The sequence below is a fragment of the Arthrobacter sp. 05T444 genome, assembly GCF_056395905.1.
Genome location: NZ_JBFTKK010000001.1, coordinates 89275 through 108626 on the forward strand (window position 1 = coordinate 89275; position 19352 = coordinate 108626).

The window sequence follows — 19352 nt, forward strand, 5'->3', positions numbered from 1 at the left end:
TCTCCGCTCCTAGCCGGGGCCGAGCCCGAGGGCCGCGAGCCGGCTGCCCAGCAGCGTCCCCAAGGCGCGGTGGCCGTCGTCGTTCATGTGGACCTTGTCCGCAAGCGAGGCCTCCAGGCCGTAGCGGGTCAGCCAATCACCGACACCGACGAACGGAATGCGATGGGCAGCCGCCACTTTCCCCAGCAACGCGTCCACTTCGGTGCGCCTCCCGCCGCCGTTGCCGGCACCTTTGGCCAGCGTGCCGACCATGGCGAGTTTTGCTCCCGGATACCGCTGCTTGAGTGTGGTGATCAGGCTCTCCGCATTCGCGACGATCTCCCGGTCAGCGGCGCCCTGCTTGGCGTCGTTGCCGCCGCCTTCAATGACCACGAGCGGAGGAAAGCCATAGGGCAGGTGCCAGTCGCCCCGCTGCAGGGCGTCGACGTAGTTTCCCGTGGTGCCGTTGGAGGCAACGAAGCCGGTGCCGCCCTTGCCGCAGAAGAAGACCTCGTAACCCAGCCCGGTCAAGGCCCGGCGCGGCCAGCTTGCCTCCGGTTCGGACTGCGAATCGCCGATCAGCAGGGCCGTTCGGTCGATATTGTCGATGATCACTTCGTCCCGTCCGTTCGCGGGGTTCCGGAAGAGGGATCCGGCCGGAAGGCCTGCCGGGTCCGCCGCGATGAGGTCCCTTCCCACGGGCGAGCCTGCGGCAACGGCCTCGCCGGGCCCTGCGGCCGGTGCCAGGGCAGCGGGGCGGGGCGTGGCCGGGTTGCCCGTGCCCGGCGCTGGCGGGGACGCCGTCCCGCAGCCGGCCAAAAACACGCCGGCGGCGATGATCGGGGCGATCAGGACGGCCCGCGTTGAGGCTTGCAGCATCCGTGGACTCCTGGCCTGGTCGTAGTGTTCCAAGCAATAGTGATGGATCAGTTCGGGAAAAGCCAGTGAGATTGCTCACGTGACGTGCGTGCGGACTCACGATTTGGTAACGGGCCGGGGGAGGGCGCGCTTTCGGATTTTAGGCCAATAAATGGCAGAGCGTTTAGACTAGCTGTAGGTGCCCTGTGTTAAAGGGACTGATCCGTCGTGCGTTCCAGTTGGAAATGTCGCGATACAACAGCTGACTTCACCACTGAATCGAGCAATAACGCATGTCTGAAACCACCACCAACACTGCGGTAGCCACTGCATCGCGCAGTGACCTGCGCAACGTCGCGATCGTGGCCCACGTTGACCACGGCAAGACCACCCTGGTCGACGCCATGCTCAAGCAGACCAACTCCTTTGCCGAGCACAACCACCTCGAAGACCGCGTCATGGACTCCGGTGACCTTGAGCGCGAAAAAGGCATCACCATCCTGGCCAAGAACACCACCGTGGCCTACAACGGACCGTCCTCCAAGGGTGAGACCATCACCATCAACGTGATCGACACCCCGGGCCACGCTGACTTCGGCGGCGAGGTTGAGCGCGGCCTGTCCATGGTGGACGGCGTGGTGCTCCTCGTTGATGCTTCCGAGGGCCCGCTGCCCCAGACCCGCTTCGTACTGCGCAAGGCCCTGGCCGCGCACCTGCCGGTCATCCTGCTGGTCAACAAGACCGACCGCCCCGACGCGCGGATCGAAGAAGTTGTCCACGAGTCCATGGACCTGCTCCTGGGCCTGGCCTCCGACCTCGCGGACGAGGTTCCGGACCTCGACCTGGACAAGATCCTCGAAGTTCCCGTGGTTTACGCAGCCGCCAAGGTAGGCCGCGCCTCCCTCGAGCAGCCGGCCGACGGCTCAGCGCCCGAGAACGAGGACCTTGAGCCCCTGTTCAAGACCATCATTGAGCACATCCCGGCACCCACGTATAACCCGAACGGCGTGCTGCAGGCCCACGTGACCAACCTGGACGCTTCCCCGTTCCTTGGCCGCCTCGCGCTGCTCCGCATCTACAACGGCACCCTGCGCAAGGGCCAGACCGTCGCCTGGGCACGCGCCAACGGTGAGCTCAAGAACGTCAAGATCACCGAACTCCTGGCCACCAAGGCACTGGACCGCGTTCCGGCCGAGTCCGCAGGACCGGGCGAGATCGTCGCCGTCGCCGGCATCGAAGAGATCACCATCGGTGAGACCCTGACCGACGCCGAGAACCCCCAGCCGCTGCCGCTGATCACCGTGGATGATCCCGCGATCTCCATGACCATCGGTATCAACACCTCGCCGCTGGCCGGAAAGGTCAAGGGCGCCAAGGTCACTGCCCGCCAGGTGAAGGACCGCCTGGACAAGGAACTGATCGGTAACGTCTCCATCAAGGTTCTGCCCACCGAGCGTCCCGACGCTTGGGAAGTCCAGGGCCGTGGCGAGCTCGCCCTTGCCATCCTGGTTGAGCAGATGCGCCGCGAAGGCTTCGAACTGACCGTCGGCAAGCCGCAGGTGGTCACCAGGACCATCGACGGCAAGGTCCACGAGCCGATGGAGCACATGACCATCGACGTGCCCGAAGAGTACCTCGGCGCCGTCACCCAGCTCATGGCTGCCCGCAAGGGCCGCATGACCAACATGGCCAACCACGGCACCGGCTGGTGCCGGATGGAATTCATCGTTCCGGCCCGTGGCCTGATCGGTTTCCGCACCAAGTTCCTCACGGACACCCGCGGCGCCGGCATCGCGGCCTCCATCTCCGAAGGCTACGAGCCGTGGGCCGGTCCGATCGAGTACCGCACCAACGGTTCGATGATCGCCGACCGCGCCGGTGTTGTGACGCCGTTCGCCATGATCAACCTGCAGGAACGTGGCTCCTTCTTCGTCAAGCCCACGTCCGAGGTTTACGAGGGCATGATCGTTGGCGAGAACTCCCGCGCCGACGACATGGACGTGAACATCACCAAGGAAAAGAAGCTCACCAACATGCGTGCCGCTTCCTCTGACACCTTCGAGAACCTGACGCCGCCCCGCGATCTGACCCTCGAAGAGTCCCTCGAATTCGCGCGCGAGGACGAGTGCGTTGAGGTGACCCCGGAGTCCATCCGCATCCGCAAGCTCATCCTTGACACCAACGAGCGCGCCAAGGCCAACCGCGCCCGCGCGAAGGTCTGATCCAGGCACGTTCCGGTCATCACCCTCGTGAACAATAGAGCTGCCGGCATGGCAGGCGGCGTTGCCGCCGCCGTGCCGGCAGCTCTTTTTGCTGCCGTTGCCGGCACGGCACTGCACCGCCAGCTACTGCTGGTGGCGGCCGACGTCGCGCTGCCGCTCGGCGCGCTGGCTGCCCTGGCGCTCCTGGGCTCGCTTCAACTGTTCCTGGGTGCGGCGTTCCGGTCGCTTATCCCGACGGCGGCCTGCGGAGTTCTCTGCTATGTCCTGGCAGGGTGGTGGTCGGCCATGGAGCCCGGAAAGCGCCTCATTGCCGGGGACCTCGCCGGGAACTTTTGGGTTTACGGGATCGCCGTTGTCACGGTGCTGATGCTGGCATGGTGCCGGCGGTACCGCCGCCGGCTTCCGGCCGCAAACGCGCCGGGCCCGGCAACCGGAGCGCCAGCCTAGTCCGCTGTGGGGTCCCGGTGGTGGGCGATCATCAAAGAGGTGGCCTGGCCGTCGGCGTCTGCAGGGAGTGCCATGTACTCGTCCAGCACCGCGCGGAGCTTGCCCAGCATTTCCTCGCGCCGGGCATCGTTGAACTTCACTCCCAGGCGCCAGACCTCAATGTCCTCCGGCGGAAGGTCCCGGGTTTCCTGCAGGAACGTCTCGATGAGGATGGGGGAGACGTTGTCCACCGGAGTGCTCCAGGACTTGCGGCTTGCGATGTAGGGCACCTCAGCTGCCCCCCGCCGACCCTTCCGGCGCTCCTCCGCCAGCAGGAAACCGGTCCGCACCAGCGTGCGCACATGATGAAGGCTGGAAGCGGGATTGATGCCCAGCAGTTCTGCGATTTCCTTGTTGGTGCGGGCCTGGTGCAGGCACAGCCGTAGAATCCGAAGCCTGAGCGGGGAGCTGAGCGCGCGGCCCTTCGCCACCAGGTCCGCTTCATCGCTCTCCGGCGCGGGTGTCATAGCGCAAGTCTAGCCAGCAATAAGTGATTGACATATATCAATCACCACTGGAAACTGATGCGGTGACCGCCGAATCCACTGCTGCAGGTGAAGCAACCAGATCCCTGTTGCTGGACCGTAACTTCACCACTTTCTGGACCGGCCAAACCATGAGCCAGCTTGGTGCCCAGCTGGGACAGTTGGCGTTCCCGGTGCTTGCCGTGGCCATGCTGCAGGCCACGGCATTCGAGGTCGGCGTGCTGAATGCTGCCGGCCTGGCAGCGTTCCTGGTCGTGGGGCTGCCAGCCGGCGCGTGGGTAGACCGCTGGCTGAAGAGGCGAACCATGATCGCCGCCAACATCGTCAGGACCGCCGCCATGGCGGCGGTGCCGCTGCTGTGGTGGGGCGGCCTGCTGGAAGTCTGGCACCTGTACGTCGTCGCCGCGATAGTGGGCACGGCCACGGTGTTCTTTGATGTGTCGTACCAGAGCTACGTGCCTGTTCTCGTTTCTCCCGGCAACGTCGGCCAGGCCAACTCCAAACTTGAAGCGACGGCCCAGATAGCCAGAATCGGAGGACCCGCAGCGGGAGGCCTCCTGCTGACGGTGGTCACTGCGCCGGTGCTGTTCATAGGGGAGGCCGCCGGCTACCTGCTCTCCGCAGTGTTCCTCGCCCGCACGCGTGACCGCGAGGTGGCCGCGCCGGCAGCCGACAGGCGGCCGCTGAGTGTCGAGATCAAAGAAGGACTCTCGTTCGTGATCCGGCATCCGCTGATCAGCCGGATTGCCGTCTGCACCGGCGCGATGAACTTCTGCGGCATGTTGATTTTCACCATGCTCCCGGTGCTCATTCTCCGGAATCTCGGACTTGGGCCGCAGGGCATGGGTCTCATCATGGCGGCCGGCGCGGTCGGTGGACTGCTGGGCGCCATCGCTGCCCCGCGCCTGGCCGAGTGGGCCGGCGAGGGCACCGTCATACCGGTCTGCGCCAGTGTCAGCGCGGTGTTCCTGATACCCGTTCCAGTGGCGGCCATGATTGCCCAGCCCGGGATTTCGTTGGCGCTGCTGCTCCTTTCCGAGTTCGGTTTCGGCTTCGTTGTCCTGGTCTACAACATCATGCAGCTCAGCATGCGCCAACGGGTGTGTCCGGCCAGGCTCCTGGGCCGGATGAACGCGTCCATCCGGTTCGTTGTGTGGGGAGTGATGCCGCTGGCGGCGCTTGCCTCCGGCCTCCTTGGCGAGCACCTTGGGCTCGTGCCGGTGATCTGGATCGGCACGGCGGGAAGCTTCCTGGCGGTCGCACCGGTCTTGTTCTCGCCGTTGCTGGGCATGCGGAAACTGCCCAGTCAGGTCGAGGCAGGCTGACCGGGAGTCAGTGTCGTGTTTGCGGTCTGCGCCGCGCGGGTGCGGGCGGCACCTCTTTTGCCGCCACCACGAGGTCGAGGGGAACCACGACGTCGGCACTTCGGGTACGTACGGTGCAGTCACTTGCCCGGCACTCCAGGAGGTCTCCCAGCGCATCCGTATAACCGCCGTCGACCCTGTAGCGCACCACCACCCGGGTCCCGGGGGACGCGGCGGCCAGGAACTCGCGGGGCGGGGGCGTTGTCAGACTCACGCGTTTATCGTATGCCGCTTCCCGAGTGTGACGCGGCGCTTCATTCGCGGAACGGTGCTGGGAGATAATAGGCTCGGAAGTCGATAGACCGGCATGCAGGCCGGAAGCACCAACCGGCCAGCGCCGGAACCAACGTGGAGAGGCAAGGGACGTGACGTACGTAATCGCGCAGCCGTGTGTAGATGTCAAAGACAAGGCGTGCATTGAGGAGTGCCCCGTCGATTGCATCTACGAAGGCGAGCGTTCCCTCTATATCCATCCCGATGAATGCGTCGATTGCGGTGCATGCGAGCCCGTCTGCCCGGTCGAGGCCATCTACTACGAGGACGACACCCCGGAAGAGTGGGCCGACTACTACAAGGCCAACGTCGAGTTCTTCGACGAGCTCGGTTCCCCGGGCGGCGCCGCGAAGGTCGGCAACACCCACACCGACCACGCGATGATTGCCGCGCTGCCGCCGCAGAACCAGGACTGAGGCGGGCGCTTCGGTGACAACAGCTGTGCGGAGCTTCGGCCTGAGCCTTCCCGACTACCCCTGGGAGGCGATGGCGCCCTACCTGGCCAAAGCGGCTGATTATCCGGGTGGAGCAGTCAATCTGTCCATCGGGACGCCGGTGGATCCCACGCCCGCGGTGATCCAGGAGGCCCTCCGGGCCGCAGCAGACGCTCCCGGCTATCCCACAGTGCACGGCACCCCGGCGCTCCGGGAGGCCATCGCCGGATGGTTTGCACGCCGCAGGGGCGTTGAGGGGCTGGATCCCCGCGACGTCATGCCGACGGTGGGCTCCAAGGAACTGGTGGCATGGCTGCCGTTCCTGCTTGGGCTGAAGCCGGGGGACGTCGTCGTCCGTCCCGCCGTTGCCTACCCCACGTATGACATCGGTGCGACGTTCGCCGGAGCGACGGCAGTGGCTGCTGATGATCTCGACGAACTCGATGCTGCCACCCGGGCGAAGGTCCGGCTCGTGTGGGTCAATTCCCCGGGCAACCCGACCGGAAGTGTCCGGGACGCCGCCTCCCTGAAAAAACTCGTCGACCAGGCGCGGGACGTCGGGGCGCTCGTGGCTTCGGACGAATGCTATGCGGAACTCGGCTGGGGCGAGTGGGATCTTCAGCGGGGCGGGCAGGCAGTCCCCAGCATCCTGGATCCCCGGGTGGCGGGCGGTTCCCATGACGGGCTCCTTGCCGTCTATTCCCTGAGCAAGCAATCCAATCTGGCCGGCTACCGGGCAGCGTTCGTGGCCGGAGACCCGGCCATCATGGCGAACCTGGTGAACAGCCGCAAGCATGCCGGGATGATCGTTCCCTACCCGGTCCAGGAGGCAATGCGCGTGGCCCTCGGCGACGACGCCCACGTTCAGGCGCAGAAGGACCTGTACCGCGGCCGCCGGACGCGGATTGTGCCGGCCCTCGAAGGCTTCGGACTGAAGATCCATGAGTCCTCCGCGGGACTTTACCTGTGGTGCACGGCAGGCGAAGCCACCTGGGACACTATTGAGCGGCTCGCCGGACGCGGGATCGTGGCGGGTCCGGGCGTGTTCTACGGCGAGGCCGGCAACGGTTACGTTCGTGTGGCGCTGACCGGCAGCGACGAGCGGATCGACACTGCCGTGGCCCGGCTGGCTGCGACCGCCTAACCGCGGTTCCGGAGCAACGGCCCCGTAACAATGGGTGTGACACCCGCCACAAGTGACGCATTTTGCGGCGTATAAGCGTGTCCCGGATTAGTAGCAGGCTGAAAGTGACGGTACTTTTTAACTGACTATCAATGGTGGCTTTCTACAAGAAGGCAGCACGGCCGTTGGAATTCCCGCCTGTGCGGGATCCCCGCGCGGCTCACCTGATGTTGGATCAAGCTTTCTACAGAGGCCCAGATGCCTCATGAAGGGGACTCCATGACTGAGACCACCAGCGCAACCCTGCGCCACGCAGGCGGCGAGCTCGAGCTCCCGCGCATCAAGGTTGTAGAGGGAAACGAAGGCTACGACGTTTCCAAACTGCTGAAGCAGACCGGCGCCGTTGCCTTTGACCCTGGCTTCATGAACACCGCTGCCACCACCTCCGCGATCACGTACATCGACGGCGACGCAGGGATCCTGCGGTACCGCGGCTACCCGATCGAGCAGCTTGCCCAGCACTCCAGCTTCCTGGAAGTGTCCTACCTGCTGATCTACGGCAACCTGCCCACCCCCACTGAGCTGGAATCCTTTGACCAGCGCATCCGCCACCACACTCTGCTGCACGAAGAGCTCAAGGGCTTCTTCAGCGGCTTCCCCCGCGATGCGCACCCCATGCCGGTGCTCTCCTCCGCTGTGTCGGCGCTGTCCACGTTCTACCAGGACTCGCTGGACCCGTTCAACGCCGAGCAGGTGGAAGTTTCCACTTACCGACTGCTGGCCAAGATGCCGGTCATCGCCGCCTACGCCCTGAAGAAGAGCATCGGCCAGCCCATGCTCTACCCGGACAACTCCCACAACCTCGTGGAGAACTTCCTGCGCCTGAGCTTCGGCCTTCCGGCCGAGCAGTACGAGGTGGACCCGGTCGTCGCCAAGGCGCTGGATCTGCTCCTGATCCTGCACGCAGACCACGAGCAGAACTGTTCCACCTCCACAGTGCGCCTCGTGGGTTCCTCCAACGCCAACCTCTTCGCCTCCGTTTCCGCCGGCATCAACGCCCTCTTCGGCCCCGCCCACGGCGGCGCCAACGAGGCCGTGCTCAAGATGCTGCGCCAGATCCAGGCCGACGGCACCAGGCCCGAGGACTACATGGAGAAGGTCAAGAACAAGGAAGATGGCGTCCGCCTCATGGGCTTCGGACACCGGGTCTACAAGAACTACGACCCGCGTGCCAAAATCGTCAAGGCCACGGCGCACGAGATCCTCACCAAGCTCGGCGGCAACGACGAACTCCTGGACATCGCCTTGCGTCTCGAAGAGAAGGCCCTGAATGACGACTACTTCATCCAGCGCAAGCTCTACCCGAACGTGGACTTCTACACCGGCCTGATCTACAAGGCCATGGGCTTCCCCGAGAAGATGTTCACGGTGCTCTTTGCGATCGGCCGCCTGCCGGGCTGGATTGCCCAGTGGCGCGAAATGATCAGCGATCCTAATACGAAGATCGGCCGCCCGCGGCAGCTCTACACAGGAGAGCCCGAGCGCCAGTACCCGGCACGCTAAGGCAGCAGGGACACAAGCAACAACGACGGCGGCCGCCCACCTTCCGAGGTGGGCGGCCGCCGTCGTTGTCCCCGATGTCGGGGGGTCAGGAGCTGTAGCCCAGGGGGTTGTTTTTCTGCCAGCGCCAGTGGTCCTCGCACATCTGGTCCACCGTCTTGGTGGTGGACCACGAAAGGTCGGCGAGGGCCGAGGTGGCGTCTGCCCAGAAGGCAGGGAGGTCGCCGGCGCGACGTCCCGTGATTTCGTAGGGGATGGGGCGCCCGACGGCCTTTTCGAAGGAACGGATGACTTCCAGGACAGAGGATCCCCTGCCGGAGCCGAGGTTCCACCGGAACACGCCGGTGCGGTCTGCCACATGATTCAGGGCGGCGACGTGGCCGTCGGCGAGGTCCACGACGTGGATGTAGTCGCGCAGGCAGGTGCCGTCCGGGGTGTCGTAGTCGCCCCCGAAGACCATGAGCTTCTCGCGCCGGCCGACCGCGACCTGGGCAATGAACGGCACGAGGTTGTTCGGGATGCCCTGGGGGTCCTCGCCGATCCGGCCCGACGGGTGGGCGCCGACCGGGTTGAAGTAGCGCAGCAGCGCAATGTGCCAGCGCTCGTCGGCGGCACCGAGGTCGGCGAGGATGTCCTCGATTTGCTCCTTGGTGCGGCCGTAGGGGTTGTTCGCGCCGATTTCCATCTTTTCTACGTACGGGACGGCATTGTGCTCGCCGTAGACGGTAGCCGAAGAGCTGAAGACGATCGAGCGGACGTCATGCCGGTCCATCACACGGATCAGGTTCAGGGTGCCGACGAGGTTGTTGTGGTAGTACTTCAACGGTTCCCGGACGGATTCGCCCACAGCCTTGAGGCCGGCAAAGTGGATGACCGCATCGATGGCGTGCTGGTCGAACACGGCGCCGACCGCGGCCTCGTCCACGAGATCCACGTGGTGGAAGACGGCTTCCTTGCCGGTGAGTTCAGCCACCCGGCGCAGGGACTCCTCGCTGGAGTTCACCAGATTGTCGATCACCACGACTTCATGACCGGCTTCCTGCAGGGACAAGACGGTGTGCGAGCCAATGTAGCCGGTGCCACCCGTGACCAGAATTTTCATGCTCCCACGCTATCCCAGCAGGCAGGGACCCCGCTGAATGTGTCCGTTGTGTGTGGCCGGTCACGTTGCGGCGGGGCGGCCTATCCCTGCAGCACATCCGTGCTAAAAACAAAGAGTGCCGAAAATTGTGGATGCCGCCGCCCGGCGCCAGGAGATCGTAGATGCCGTCTGCCGGATCATCGCCTCCGACGGATTGGAGCGGGCATCCCTCCGGGAAGTGGCCGACGAAGCAGGCCTGGCGGTCGGATCCGTGCGGCACTATTTCGCCAGCAGCGAGGAATTGCTGGCCTTCTCCTTTGCGTCCGTGGTGGACCGCATCGTGGCACGACTGAGCGGCGCGTATGCCGGCGTGTCCGCTTCGTCAGCCGGCAGCGAGACGCAGCGCTCGGCGGTATTAACCCTGCTGGGTGAATTCCTTCCGCTGGACGAACAACGCGCGCTGGACGCCTGCGCCTGGCTGGCCTTCAAGAATGCCGCGAGAATCCGGCCGTTCCTTGCTGCCGAGGCGGATCGAAGCCACCGGGCGGTGGCCGCCGTCGTCGGGCAGTTGATCACCGGTCTTGTCGAAGATGATGGTGGCGGGCAACAGCGGCTGGTCACCGAAGCGGAGCGGCTCCTCGCCACGCTCGATGGCCTGACGATGCATGCCCTCCTGCAGCCGGAGTGGATGACCCTGGAGATGTGCCAGGACGTGCTTGAATCCCATCTGGCAGGGCTGGAAGGACCGCTGGCACCCAAGCATTAACGTCCCCGGGCTGGGGGAATAGACTGGAGCCGGAGAGCGGGATGCCGCGTCAATCGGGGGCGGATAGGAACATGCCAAGGGAGGCATACGGATGCAGCACACAGGCGGTCCAGGCTGGCGGATCACCATGGACACGTCGGGGCCCATGCTCATTGCTCTTTACATACGTGACGTCGCTGGGCTGGACGGTGCCGGCTTTCCGGCACTGTCCCACGCCGCCCCGAAAGTCAGGCACGCGGACCATTCCCACCTGACCGCCGAGGTGGGCGGGATCAGTGCCCTCAAGACCGAGTGGGAAGCGTGGTGGGAGCAACTGCTGAAGGCGCATCCGCAAATGTCCCCGGAAATGTCGCCGCCCGGATTCCGGTCGTTCGCCAATTCCCCGGCGCTGCGGAGGGTCCTGCAGGCACATTTCGGCGCAGCGCTCACCTGGGCGCGCGAACGCCGTAAGGAGTATGCGGAACTGGAGGCCGAGCGGGTGGCCGGAGGATCGGTGCACCTGCTGGAAGACATCGTGGAGGACCGGCTGCTGGAGGTGGGCCGGAACTCACGCGACTTCGACCTGACGATCATCGAACTGCCGCTGGACGAACAGCGCGCATGGTTCCTCGAACCGGACAAGATCATCATGAGCCATGGTCTGCTGCAGCAGCCTGAAGTGTTCCGGAGCTACGTGCAGCCTGTCGTGGAAATTCTCGTCTGAGGGAAGAGTGACCCGGCCGGGCGGGAATCCCGGCCGTTCGGGGAACCATCAGGCGGGTGCCTCGGCAAAGGTGATTGTTACCGTACCGTCGGAGCCTGGTGAATCCTGCCACCCGTTCCGTGCCCGCCGGTCCCAGCTCTTTCCGTCCACATCCACCTGTGCAACCGCAAATTCCTTGGCATTTGCCACTGCCCAGTGGGCCAGCGACCACGCCAGGTCGCCCGTGGCCTCAAGTACCAGAGTCGGGCCGGAGGTCGAGGAAGGGATGCTGCCGTACGCGGCCTCGAGCTCCTGGAGCAAGGCCTCGGGCTCACCGGCCCGCTCCGGTGAGCGAAGAGTGCAGTCCAGTGCAGTATGCGCCTGGCCGCTCAGCGCCGAGGCGAAGGCCCGGCCCATCTCCTCGTGCTGGGCGTAGGCGCGCGGGTAGGCCGAACGCTGCACACGTTGCGCTGCTTCGGTGATGTCCATCTCTGCGTAGCCAGGCACTTCGACCAGCGCGTCATAGAAGGCATTGGTTGCGTGGTGCGGATCCATGACCTGTTCCAGGGTGCCCCAGCCCTGCGAAGGGCGCTGCTGGAAAAGCCCCCGGGAATCCGGACCCGCCAGGTCGCCGTGCTCGATGTTCCGCAGCTTCGATTCCTGCATGGCAGTCGCCAGGGCGATGCTTGCGGCGCGCGGCGGCAGTCCCCGCCGCACCGAAATGGCGGTGATCAGGGCGGCGTTTGCCGCCTGGTCGGTGGCGAGTTCTGCCCGCTGTGAACCGACGGCGGCGGTACATTCTTCCGTGACCAGCTGCTCCGACTGTTGCAGCAAGGCCACGGCGGTGTAGATGCCGCCGCCGACGAGCACGACGGAGAGCAGCACAACGACCGCTCCGCGCAGCTTGCGTCGGCGTGTCACGAGGTTACTCCCTTGGTCCGGGGCGGCCGGCCGGTTCGGGTGCCGGCCGCTCCTGGACGGTCAGTTGGCGTGCAGGGCGTCGTTCAGCTCCACAGTCTGGCCCTTGCGGGGGAGTACCTCCACCTCGCCGGTGGTGGAGTTGCGGCGGAACAGCAGGTTCGGAACCCCCGACAGCTCCACGGCCTTGACGATCCGGCTGGTGTCCTCGCCGTCGGCGTCCTTCGGGCCAATAACCCGTACCCGGGTGCCCGCAGTGACGTAAAGCCCGGCCTCCACCACGGAGTCGTCGCCGACGCTGATGCCGACTCCGGAGTTCGCGCCCAGCAGGACCCGCTGGCCGAGGGCGACCTTTTCCTTGCCGCCGCCGGAGAGGGTACCCATGATCGAGGCGCCGCCGCCGACGTCCGTGCCGTCCCCGGCCACGACGCCGGCGGAGATGCGGCCTTCGACCATGGAGGTGCCCAGCGTGCCGGCATTGAAGTTGACGAAGCCCTCGTGCATGACAGTGGTGCCCTCGGCGAGGTGCGCGCCCAGGCGGACGCGGTCCCCGTCGGCAATGCGGACGCCGGCGGGGACCACGTAGTCCACCATGCGCGGGAACTTGTCGACGCCGAAGACGGTCACGGCGCCACGCTTGCGCAATTTGGCGCGGGTCAGCTCAAAGCCGTCCACGGCACAGGGGCCGAAGTTGGTCCACACGACGTTCGGGAGCTTGCCGAAGATGCCGTCCAGGTTGATGGTGTTGGGACGGACGAGTCGGTGCGACAGCAGGTGCAGCCGAAGGTAGGCATCCGCCGTGTCCGCCGGTGCCTCGTCCAGGTTGATCTGGACGAACACGACCTTCTGCTCAGTACCGCGGTCCGCGTCCGCTCCGCCGGCCGCGATGTCGCCAAGGGTTTCATCGGCGTTCTCGACTGCGCGCAGGCTTTCGGCTGCCACGCCCAGGGCGGGGGCCGGGAACCAGACATCCAGCACCGTGGCTTCACCGTTGCGGGTGGCAACGGTGGCCACTCCGAATCCGTAGGCCGAGCGGGAATCGTCGGACAGCGTTTGGGCAGCGGGCACGGCGGAAGAAGCGGTTTCAGTCATGGCCCCAGTGTATCGAGCCGTCGTGCACGCGCCGAAATGAATCCGTGCCCGGCTGGTCGCATTTGACGCCGTTAAGTAGCCAACATGGAGGATTTGCTGCTGCCCGACCGGGCAGGGCCCGGGAGATAGAGTTGGATGATGATTGCCGAAACTGCCCCCGTAACCCTCGACCTGCGCCAGGACGTTGCCCTGCTGACCGCCAAGCTGCTCGACATCAACAGCGTGTCGGGCAACGAAGCTGAGCTTGCCGACGCCGTCGAGCTGGCCCTCCGGCAGCTCCCTGGCCTTGAGCTAATCCGGGACGGGGATTCCATCATCGCCCGCACGTCCCTCGGCCGCCCTGAGCGAGTCATCCTCGCGGGGCACCTGGATACGGTGCCGTTGCCGGTGACGGACGGCTCCCTGGGAACTGTCCCGTCCACCTGGCCATCGGGCATTCCTGGCGACGGCGTCCTCTACGGCCGCGGAGCCACGGACATGAAGGGCGGCGTCGCCGTCCAGCTTGCGCTTGCGGCATCCATGTTGGACGGCGGCGCGTCGCCGTCCAAGGACGTCACCTTCGTCTTTTACGACCACGAGGAAGTGGAAGCCGTCAAAAGCGGCCTGGGCAGACTGGTGCGGAACCACGGGGACCTGCTCAAGGGCGACTTTGCCATCCTGCTGGAGCCGACGGACGGCACCGTGGAGGGAGGCTGCAACGGCACCATGCGGCTTGAGGCTACGACACTCGGGGAAGCCGCCCATTCAGCGCGTGCCTGGATGGGAAGCAACGCCATCCACGCCGCTGCGCCCATCCTGCAACGGCTTGCGGCGTACAGCCCGCAGACCATCAACGTGGACGGCCTGGAGTACCGCGAAAGCCTTAACGCCGTGAAAATCCATGGCGGTACCGCGGGCAACGTCATTCCGGACCGCTGCGTGGTGGAGATCAACTACCGCTTCGCGCCGGACAAGTCACCTGACCAGGCTGAGGCACATGTGCGCGGGCTGCTGGAGGGATTCGATGTGGTCCGCACCGACGCCGCGGCAGGCGCCCGGCCCGGGCTGAACCACCCGGCCGCCGCGTCCTTTGTGGCCGCAGTCGGAGCCGAGCCCAAACCCAAATACGGGTGGACCGACGTCGCGCGTTTCAGTGAGCTGGGAGTCCCGGCGGTGAACTTCGGCCCCGGCGATCCGCTGCTGGCGCACAAGGACAACGAGCACGTTGAGGCCGAGGCCATCCGTGCCTGCCTCCGTGCGCTGCAGAACTGGCTGGCCTGACGCCGCAGGACAGCAGCCCGTAATGACAGAAGGTCCGCAACCGGGATGGTTGCGGACCTTCTGTCGTTTGCAGTCAACGTGCCCGGGGGCCTACTTCACGATGGTGGACACCCCGGCGGTGGGAGCTTTCGCCACGCCGCCGGCCGCCTTCTTGGACCCGCGACGCTCAATCCAGATGGCCAGGCGGGACACCGCAAGGTTGATGGCGATGTAGATCGCTGCAGCCACGAAGAACACGGGGAACAGGAACTGCGGGCCGAGGAAGTCCGCCATGACCTGCACCGCGCGGAGCAGTTCGCCGTACGCAACGATGTAGCCCAGGGAGGTGTCCTTCAGCAGGACGACGAGCTGAGCCACGAGGGACGGGAGCATGCGCCGGATGGCCTGCGGGAGTTCGACGCTCAGCCGTGACTGGAAGCTGGTCAGGCCGATCGCCAGGCCGGCCTCGCGCTGGCCCTTGGGAAGGGACTGGATGCCGGCGCGGATGATCTCGGCGAAGATGGCCGCGTTGTAGAGCACCAGCCCGGCCACCACGGCAATGAACGAACTTGTGGCGAACACGAGCAGGACGAACAGCATCATCAGCACCACGGGCATGCCGCGGAGGAACTCCAGCACGATTCTTGTGGGAACCCGGATCCAGGCTACATCGGAAATGCGCATTAGGCAGAGCAGGAGTCCCAGCGGGAAGGCGATCACTGCCGCGATCGCGGCGGCGCTCAATGTTGCACCGATGCCGTTGAAGATCAGCGACCAGACGTCCGCCTGGCCAAAGATCGCCCACCGTTGCGCCTGGAAGATTCCCTGCTGGGCAAGTGTGACGAGGGCAAGGGCGAGAAGGGCGCCGATGACCACCACGCCGATGATCGAGCCGATCAGGGAAACTCTGCGGGCTTTGGGGCCCGGGACGTCGTAGAGAACAGAAGTCATCGTGCAATCGCCACCTTTCGTTCGACCTGGTGAGCCACGTAGCCCAGCGGCACGGTGATCAGGAGATAGAAGAAGGCAACGCCCACGAGTACCCACATGACCGCATCGCCGTGTTCGTTCGCCAGTTGTTTGCCGTAGCCAAACAGCTCAAGCACGTAGAAAGCGCCGGCCACGGAGGAGTTCTTGACGAGCGCGATCAGGATGTTGATCATGGGCGGGATCACTGTGCGGAGCGCCTGGGGCAGGATGATGAGGGACAGCACCTGGCTGAATTTCATGCCGATGCTGCGCGCAGCCTCAGCCTGGCCCACCGGGACACTGTTGACGCCCGAGCGCACTGCCTCGGCAATGAACGCCGAGGTGTAGGCGCTCAGCGCGATGATGGCCGCGATTTCGAACTGCTGGAACGTGACGCCAAGCCGGGGCAAAACGACCGCGGCGAAAAAGAAGGCGATGGTCAGCGGAGTGTTTCGCACCACCTCCACGTAGGCCATGCTGAATCCGCGGAGGGCCGTCACCGGTGATACCCGGGCGGCGGCCAGGAGCGTGCCCACCACCAAGGCAATGATGCCGGAAACGACGGCCAGGAACAGGGTTCTGAGAAAGCCGTCCCAGTACTGCGGGAGGCTTTCAATGATGACGTCCATAGGATCCTTCAGCTGCGTTTGTGGGGATGTGCGGTAGACGGGAGCGGGGTCACCGGCTGCCGGAAAGATTTCCGGCAGCCGGTGACCGCCAGGCCCGTTCTAGTAGCGGTCGATGGCGGGAAGTTCCGGTGCCGTCTTGATGACGGCGCCGGCCGTGCCTTCCCAGGCCTTCTTGTAGGACCCGTCCTTGGCGAAGCTTTCCAGCTGGTCATTGATCCAGTTGCGGAATTCGGTGTCATCCAGCTTCAGGCCGATGCCGTAGGGCTCCTTGGTGAAGGTCTCCTCGGATGCCAGCTTGAAGGCGTCCGGTTCCTTGTTGACGAAACCGGCCAGGATGGCGTTGTCGGTGGTGACGGCTTCCACCTGCTTGTTGCGCAGCGGCTCGAGGCAAGCGGAGTAGGTTGCGGCCGGCACCAGGACTGCGCCGTACTTCTCCACGATCGTGGCCGCGGGAGTGGAGCCGGTCACGGAGCAGACATTCTTGCCCTTTACGTCCTCAGGCTTGGTGATGGTCGTGTTGTCCTTGTTCACCATGAGGGCCTGGCCTGCCTCGTAGTACGGGCCGGCAAAGCTGACTTCTTTTTTGCGCTTGTCGTTGATGGTGTACGTCGCAACGATCAGATCCACCTTGCCCTGCTTGATGAACTGCTCGCGGTTGGCGGAAACCGTTTCAACCCACTCGATCTTGTCGGCGGGGATTCCCAGCTTGGCTGCGATGAGCTTGCCGATTTCCACGTCGAAGCCCACGGGCTTGCCGTCCAGGCCCTTCTGGCCGAACAGCGGCTGGTCAAACTTGGTGCCAATGGTGATCTTGCCGGCAGAAGCGAGCTTTTCCATGGTGGAGCCGGCGGCAAAACTGGGCTTCTCGACGGGCGTGGGGTTGGTGCCGCCGCCGGTGCCGCCACCACCGCAGGCACTCAGGGTCAGCGCCAAGGCTGCGGATGCTGCTACCAGAAGGGATTTCCTTCGGGTCAAAAATGCCTTCATGACATTCCTTTCATTGGGCGGCCGCCGAAGACGGCCTGGGTGCGAACTCGGGGGTTCAGTGAGTGAGGAGCTTGGACAGGAAATCCTTGGCACGGCTGCTCTTCGGATTGTTGAAGAACTCTTCCGGCGTGGCATCCTCCACGATCTGGCCGTCCGCCATGAACACCACACGGTCGGCGGCCTTGCGGGCAAACCCCATTTCATGGGTCACCACGATCATGGTCATGCCTTCCTTGGCCAGCTGGATCATGACGTCAAGGACTTCGTTGATCATTTCCGGGTCCAGCGCCGAAGTCGGCTCGTCGAACAGCATGACCTTCGGCTTCATTGCCAGAGCGCGGGCGATGGCCACGCGCTGCTGCTGGCCACCGGAGAGCTGGGCCGGCAGCTTCGGTGCCTGATGGCCGACGCCGACACGTTCCAGGAGGGCCATGGCTTCCTTGTCCGCCTCAGCCTTGGCGACGCCCTTGACCTTAATGGGTCCGAGCGTCACGTTCTCGAGGATGGTTTTGTGGGCGAACAGGTTAAAGGACTGGAAAACCATCCCGACGTCGGCGCGAAGGCTCGCGAGCTCCTTGCCTTCCTCGGGCAGCATCTTGCCGTCAATCGAGATGTCGCCGTCGTCAATCGTTTCGAGGCGGTTGATGGCGCGGCACAGCGTGGACTTGCCCGAGCCTGAAGGCCCGATGACCACCACGACCTCGCCCTTGCGGACGTGGAGATTGATGTCCTTCAGAACATGCAGCTGGCCGTAATGCTTGTTCACGGCATTCAGGGAGACGAGCGCATTGCCGGGCACTTGAGTAGTCATAAGAAGAATCTAGCGAACATCAGCGACTTATGACCGCAATCACTCCGACTTCCTGCTGATCGTAATTCAAGAGATACCTGCAGTTCAGCGGCAGGTTAGCCTTGGATGATGAGCATCAACGCAGATCCGTCTAAATCCGTCCAGCCGCGCCGCAAGGGGCCCCTCGAGCTCCGCCGCAAACAGGCTGCCGTGGAGATGTCGGATCAGCGGCTGCTCGATACCAAGGGGCCGGGCCACTTCATCCATACCGACCCGTGGCGGGTGATGCGGATCCAGAGCGAATTCGTTGAAGGCTTCGGGGCACTCTCTGACCTGGGACAGGCGGTCAGCGTCTTCGGCTCGGCGCGCACCAAGCCGGGCAGCGTGTTCTACGAAATGGGCGTTGAAGTGGGACGCAAACTGGCGGAGGCCGGCGTCGCTGTCATCACCGGAGGCGGACCGGGATCCATGGAGGCCGCCAACCGGGGAGCTGTGGAAGGCAATGGCGTCTCCGTCGGCCTGGGCATCGAGTTGCCGTTCGAGCAGGGCCTGAACCAATGGGTGGACCTCGGCATCAACTTCCGGTACTTCTTCGCGCGGAAGACCATGTTCGTGAAATACGCACAGGGCTTCATCGTCCTGCCAGGGGGACTCGGCACCCTTGATGAGCTCTTCGAGGCCATGGTCCTGGTCCAGACGCAGAAGGTGACCTCCTTCCCCATCGTTCTCCTGAGCTCGTCGTTCTGGGGGCCCATGATCGAATGGATCAAGGGCACCCTGGTCGCCGAAGGCATGGTGTCCGAGAAAGACCTGGATCTGGTGCAGGTGGTGGACGACCCCGAAGAGGCCGTCAACCTCGTCCTCCACGGCCACGTCCGCCCGCCCTCAACCAACGGGGACCAGCGGCCTGAGTAGCGGCGGGACCGTGGTCTGGCACGATGGGTGATGTGAGTTTCTTCCTCGTCTTCCTTGCCATAGTCCTGATTGGCATCACCGCCGTCATCGGGACAGACATCGGGGCCGGCATTTTGCGGAAGAGCCGCCCGGGCGGCCGGCTGATTGACGACGGCTTCGATGAGCCTGTACCTTCCCTGCCGCCGGTCTTGCTGCCGGCTGACGCCAAGCCGGCCGATGTCGACCACGTGCGGTTCGCCCTTGGGCTACGGGGCTACCGGATGGACCAGGTAGACCAGGTGCTCGATGAACTCCGCGATCAGCTTGCAGTCAAGGACGCAGAAATCGAGCGGCTGCGTGCCCGCCTCCGTATCGACGGCACCGGCGTTGCGGCCGTGGCCCGTGCCACCGCTGAGGAAAGGCCCGCAGCCGACGACCTTACTGCTGCCGAGGACAGGTCTTGACCGGTTCTGCCGCCGCCAGCACGATCGGCCTGGCCACGGCGCGGCTGTCGGCAGGGG

General features: G+C 64.9%; 21 protein-coding genes. 11 read left to right on the plus strand and 10 right to left on the minus strand.

Annotated elements, in window-relative coordinates; genetic code table 11:
* Nucleotides 1–9 precede the first annotated feature (9 nt).
* Nucleotides 10–858 (minus strand): SGNH/GDSL hydrolase family protein, encoded by an 849-nt coding sequence (locus AC1DD3_RS00405; protein WP_230118679.1) that lies wholly within the window; start codon nt 856–858, stop codon nt 10–12.
* 272 nt (nt 859–1130) lie between these two features.
* Here AC1DD3_RS00405 and typA point away from each other — a divergent pair, with 272 nt between their 5' ends.
* Nucleotides 1131–3059 (plus strand): translational GTPase TypA, encoded by a 1929-nt coding sequence (gene typA / locus AC1DD3_RS00410; RefSeq protein WP_230118680.1) that lies wholly within the window; start codon nt 1131–1133, stop codon nt 3057–3059.
* A gap of 48 nt (nt 3060–3107) precedes the next feature.
* Nucleotides 3108–3506, plus strand: a complete 399-nt coding sequence (locus tag AC1DD3_RS00415; RefSeq protein WP_230118681.1) for a hypothetical protein — start codon at nt 3108–3110, stop codon at nt 3504–3506.
* Here the strand turns inward: AC1DD3_RS00415 and AC1DD3_RS00420 are convergent.
* A complete protein-coding gene (locus AC1DD3_RS00420; protein ID WP_230118682.1) occupies nt 3503–4012 on the minus strand; it encodes a helix-turn-helix domain-containing protein in 510 nt (169 codons plus the stop codon). The two genes, AC1DD3_RS00415 and AC1DD3_RS00420, sit on opposite strands and share 4 nt — an antisense overlap.
* 62 nt (nt 4013–4074) lie before the next feature.
* On the opposite strand from AC1DD3_RS00420, the gene AC1DD3_RS00425 reads away from it, so the two are divergent.
* A complete protein-coding gene (locus AC1DD3_RS00425; protein ID WP_230118683.1) occupies nt 4075–5355 on the plus strand; it encodes an MFS transporter in 1281 nt (426 codons plus the stop codon).
* A 7-nt stretch (nt 5356–5362) separates the two neighbouring features.
* On the opposite strand, the gene AC1DD3_RS00430 is transcribed toward AC1DD3_RS00425, so the two are convergent.
* Complete coding sequence (locus AC1DD3_RS00430; RefSeq protein WP_476874568.1) at nt 5363–5608, minus strand: putative acetyltransferase; 246 nt, start codon at nt 5606–5608, stop codon at nt 5363–5365.
* Between the two features lie 151 nt (nt 5609–5759).
* Between AC1DD3_RS00430 and fdxA the strand changes: the two genes are divergently transcribed.
* The 3 genes from fdxA to AC1DD3_RS00445 all read left to right on the plus strand — a co-directional run bounded on the left by fdxA (nt 5760) and on the right by AC1DD3_RS00445 (nt 8787).
* Nucleotides 5760–6083, plus strand: a complete 324-nt coding sequence (gene fdxA, locus AC1DD3_RS00435) for a ferredoxin (protein ID WP_230121517.1) — start codon at nt 5760–5762, stop codon at nt 6081–6083.
* Between the two features lie 13 nt (nt 6084–6096).
* Nucleotides 6097–7245 carry a succinyldiaminopimelate transaminase gene (gene dapC / locus AC1DD3_RS00440; protein ID WP_476874569.1) on the plus strand — a complete coding sequence of 383 codons (1149 nt, stop codon included), beginning with the start codon at nt 6097–6099 and terminating at the stop codon, nt 7243–7245.
* A 258-nt stretch (nt 7246–7503) separates the two neighbouring features.
* Nucleotides 7504–8787 carry a citrate synthase gene (locus AC1DD3_RS00445; protein ID WP_230121516.1) on the plus strand — a complete coding sequence of 428 codons (1284 nt, stop codon included), beginning with the start codon at nt 7504–7506 and terminating at the stop codon, nt 8785–8787.
* 85 nt (nt 8788–8872) lie between these two features.
* On the opposite strand, the gene galE is transcribed toward AC1DD3_RS00445, so the two are convergent.
* A complete protein-coding gene (gene galE, locus AC1DD3_RS00450; RefSeq protein WP_476880741.1) occupies nt 8873–9886 on the minus strand; it encodes a UDP-glucose 4-epimerase GalE in 1014 nt (337 codons plus the stop codon).
* 115 nt (nt 9887–10001) lie between these two features.
* Between galE and AC1DD3_RS00455 the strand changes: the two genes are divergently transcribed.
* Nucleotides 10002–10631, plus strand: coding sequence for a TetR/AcrR family transcriptional regulator (locus AC1DD3_RS00455; protein ID WP_230119047.1), 630 nt, complete (start codon nt 10002–10004; stop codon nt 10629–10631).
* A gap of 91 nt (nt 10632–10722) precedes the next feature.
* Nucleotides 10723–11334, plus strand: coding sequence for a hypothetical protein (locus tag AC1DD3_RS00460; RefSeq protein WP_230119048.1), 612 nt, complete (start codon nt 10723–10725; stop codon nt 11332–11334).
* Nucleotides 11335–11382: 48 nt separating this feature from the next.
* Here the strand turns inward: AC1DD3_RS00460 and AC1DD3_RS00465 are convergent, their stop codons facing one another.
* Nucleotides 11383–12234 (minus strand): hypothetical protein, encoded by an 852-nt coding sequence (locus AC1DD3_RS00465; RefSeq protein WP_476880742.1) that lies wholly within the window; start codon nt 12232–12234, stop codon nt 11383–11385.
* 60 nt (nt 12235–12294) lie between these two features.
* The gene (gene dapD / locus AC1DD3_RS00470; protein WP_476880743.1) at nt 12295–13323 is read right to left on the minus strand and encodes a 2,3,4,5-tetrahydropyridine-2,6-dicarboxylate N-succinyltransferase; all 1029 of its coding nucleotides are present in this window, start codon (nt 13321–13323) and stop codon (nt 12295–12297) included.
* Nucleotides 13324–13461: 138 nt separating this feature from the next.
* Here dapD and dapE point away from each other — a divergent pair, with 138 nt between their 5' ends.
* Nucleotides 13462–14583, plus strand: coding sequence for a succinyl-diaminopimelate desuccinylase (dapE, locus tag AC1DD3_RS00475; RefSeq protein WP_230119051.1), 1122 nt, complete (start codon nt 13462–13464; stop codon nt 14581–14583).
* A 90-nt stretch (nt 14584–14673) separates the two neighbouring features.
* Here the strand turns inward: dapE and AC1DD3_RS00480 are convergent, their stop codons facing one another.
* The 4 genes from AC1DD3_RS00480 to AC1DD3_RS00495 form a co-directional block, all read right to left on the minus strand.
* Nucleotides 14674–15513: an amino acid ABC transporter permease gene (locus AC1DD3_RS00480; RefSeq protein WP_230119052.1), complete on the minus strand. Its 840-nt coding sequence runs from the start codon at nt 15511–15513 to the stop codon at nt 14674–14676.
* Nucleotides 15510–16160: an amino acid ABC transporter permease gene (locus AC1DD3_RS00485; RefSeq protein ID WP_230119053.1), complete on the minus strand. Its 651-nt coding sequence runs from the start codon at nt 16158–16160 to the stop codon at nt 15510–15512. The genes AC1DD3_RS00480 and AC1DD3_RS00485 overlap by 4 nt, the downstream gene beginning before the upstream one ends.
* A gap of 99 nt (nt 16161–16259) precedes the next feature.
* Nucleotides 16260–17147 carry a glutamate ABC transporter substrate-binding protein gene (locus tag AC1DD3_RS00490; RefSeq protein WP_230119054.1) on the minus strand — a complete coding sequence of 296 codons (888 nt, stop codon included), beginning with the start codon at nt 17145–17147 and terminating at the stop codon, nt 16260–16262.
* Nucleotides 17148–17202: 55 nt separating this feature from the next.
* Complete coding sequence (locus tag AC1DD3_RS00495; protein ID WP_230119055.1) at nt 17203–17958, minus strand: amino acid ABC transporter ATP-binding protein; 756 nt, start codon at nt 17956–17958, stop codon at nt 17203–17205.
* Between the two features lie 108 nt (nt 17959–18066).
* Between AC1DD3_RS00495 and AC1DD3_RS00500 the strand changes: the two genes are divergently transcribed.
* Together AC1DD3_RS00500 and AC1DD3_RS00505 are read left to right on the plus strand one after the other, a co-directional pair.
* Complete coding sequence (locus AC1DD3_RS00500) at nt 18067–18852, plus strand: LOG family protein (RefSeq protein WP_230119056.1); 786 nt, start codon at nt 18067–18069, stop codon at nt 18850–18852.
* A 23-nt stretch (nt 18853–18875) separates the two neighbouring features.
* Entirely contained in the window at nt 18876–19295 is a 420-nt protein-coding gene (locus AC1DD3_RS00505) for a DivIVA domain-containing protein (RefSeq protein WP_476880744.1), read from the plus strand.
* Nucleotides 19296–19352: the final 57 nt, after the last annotated feature.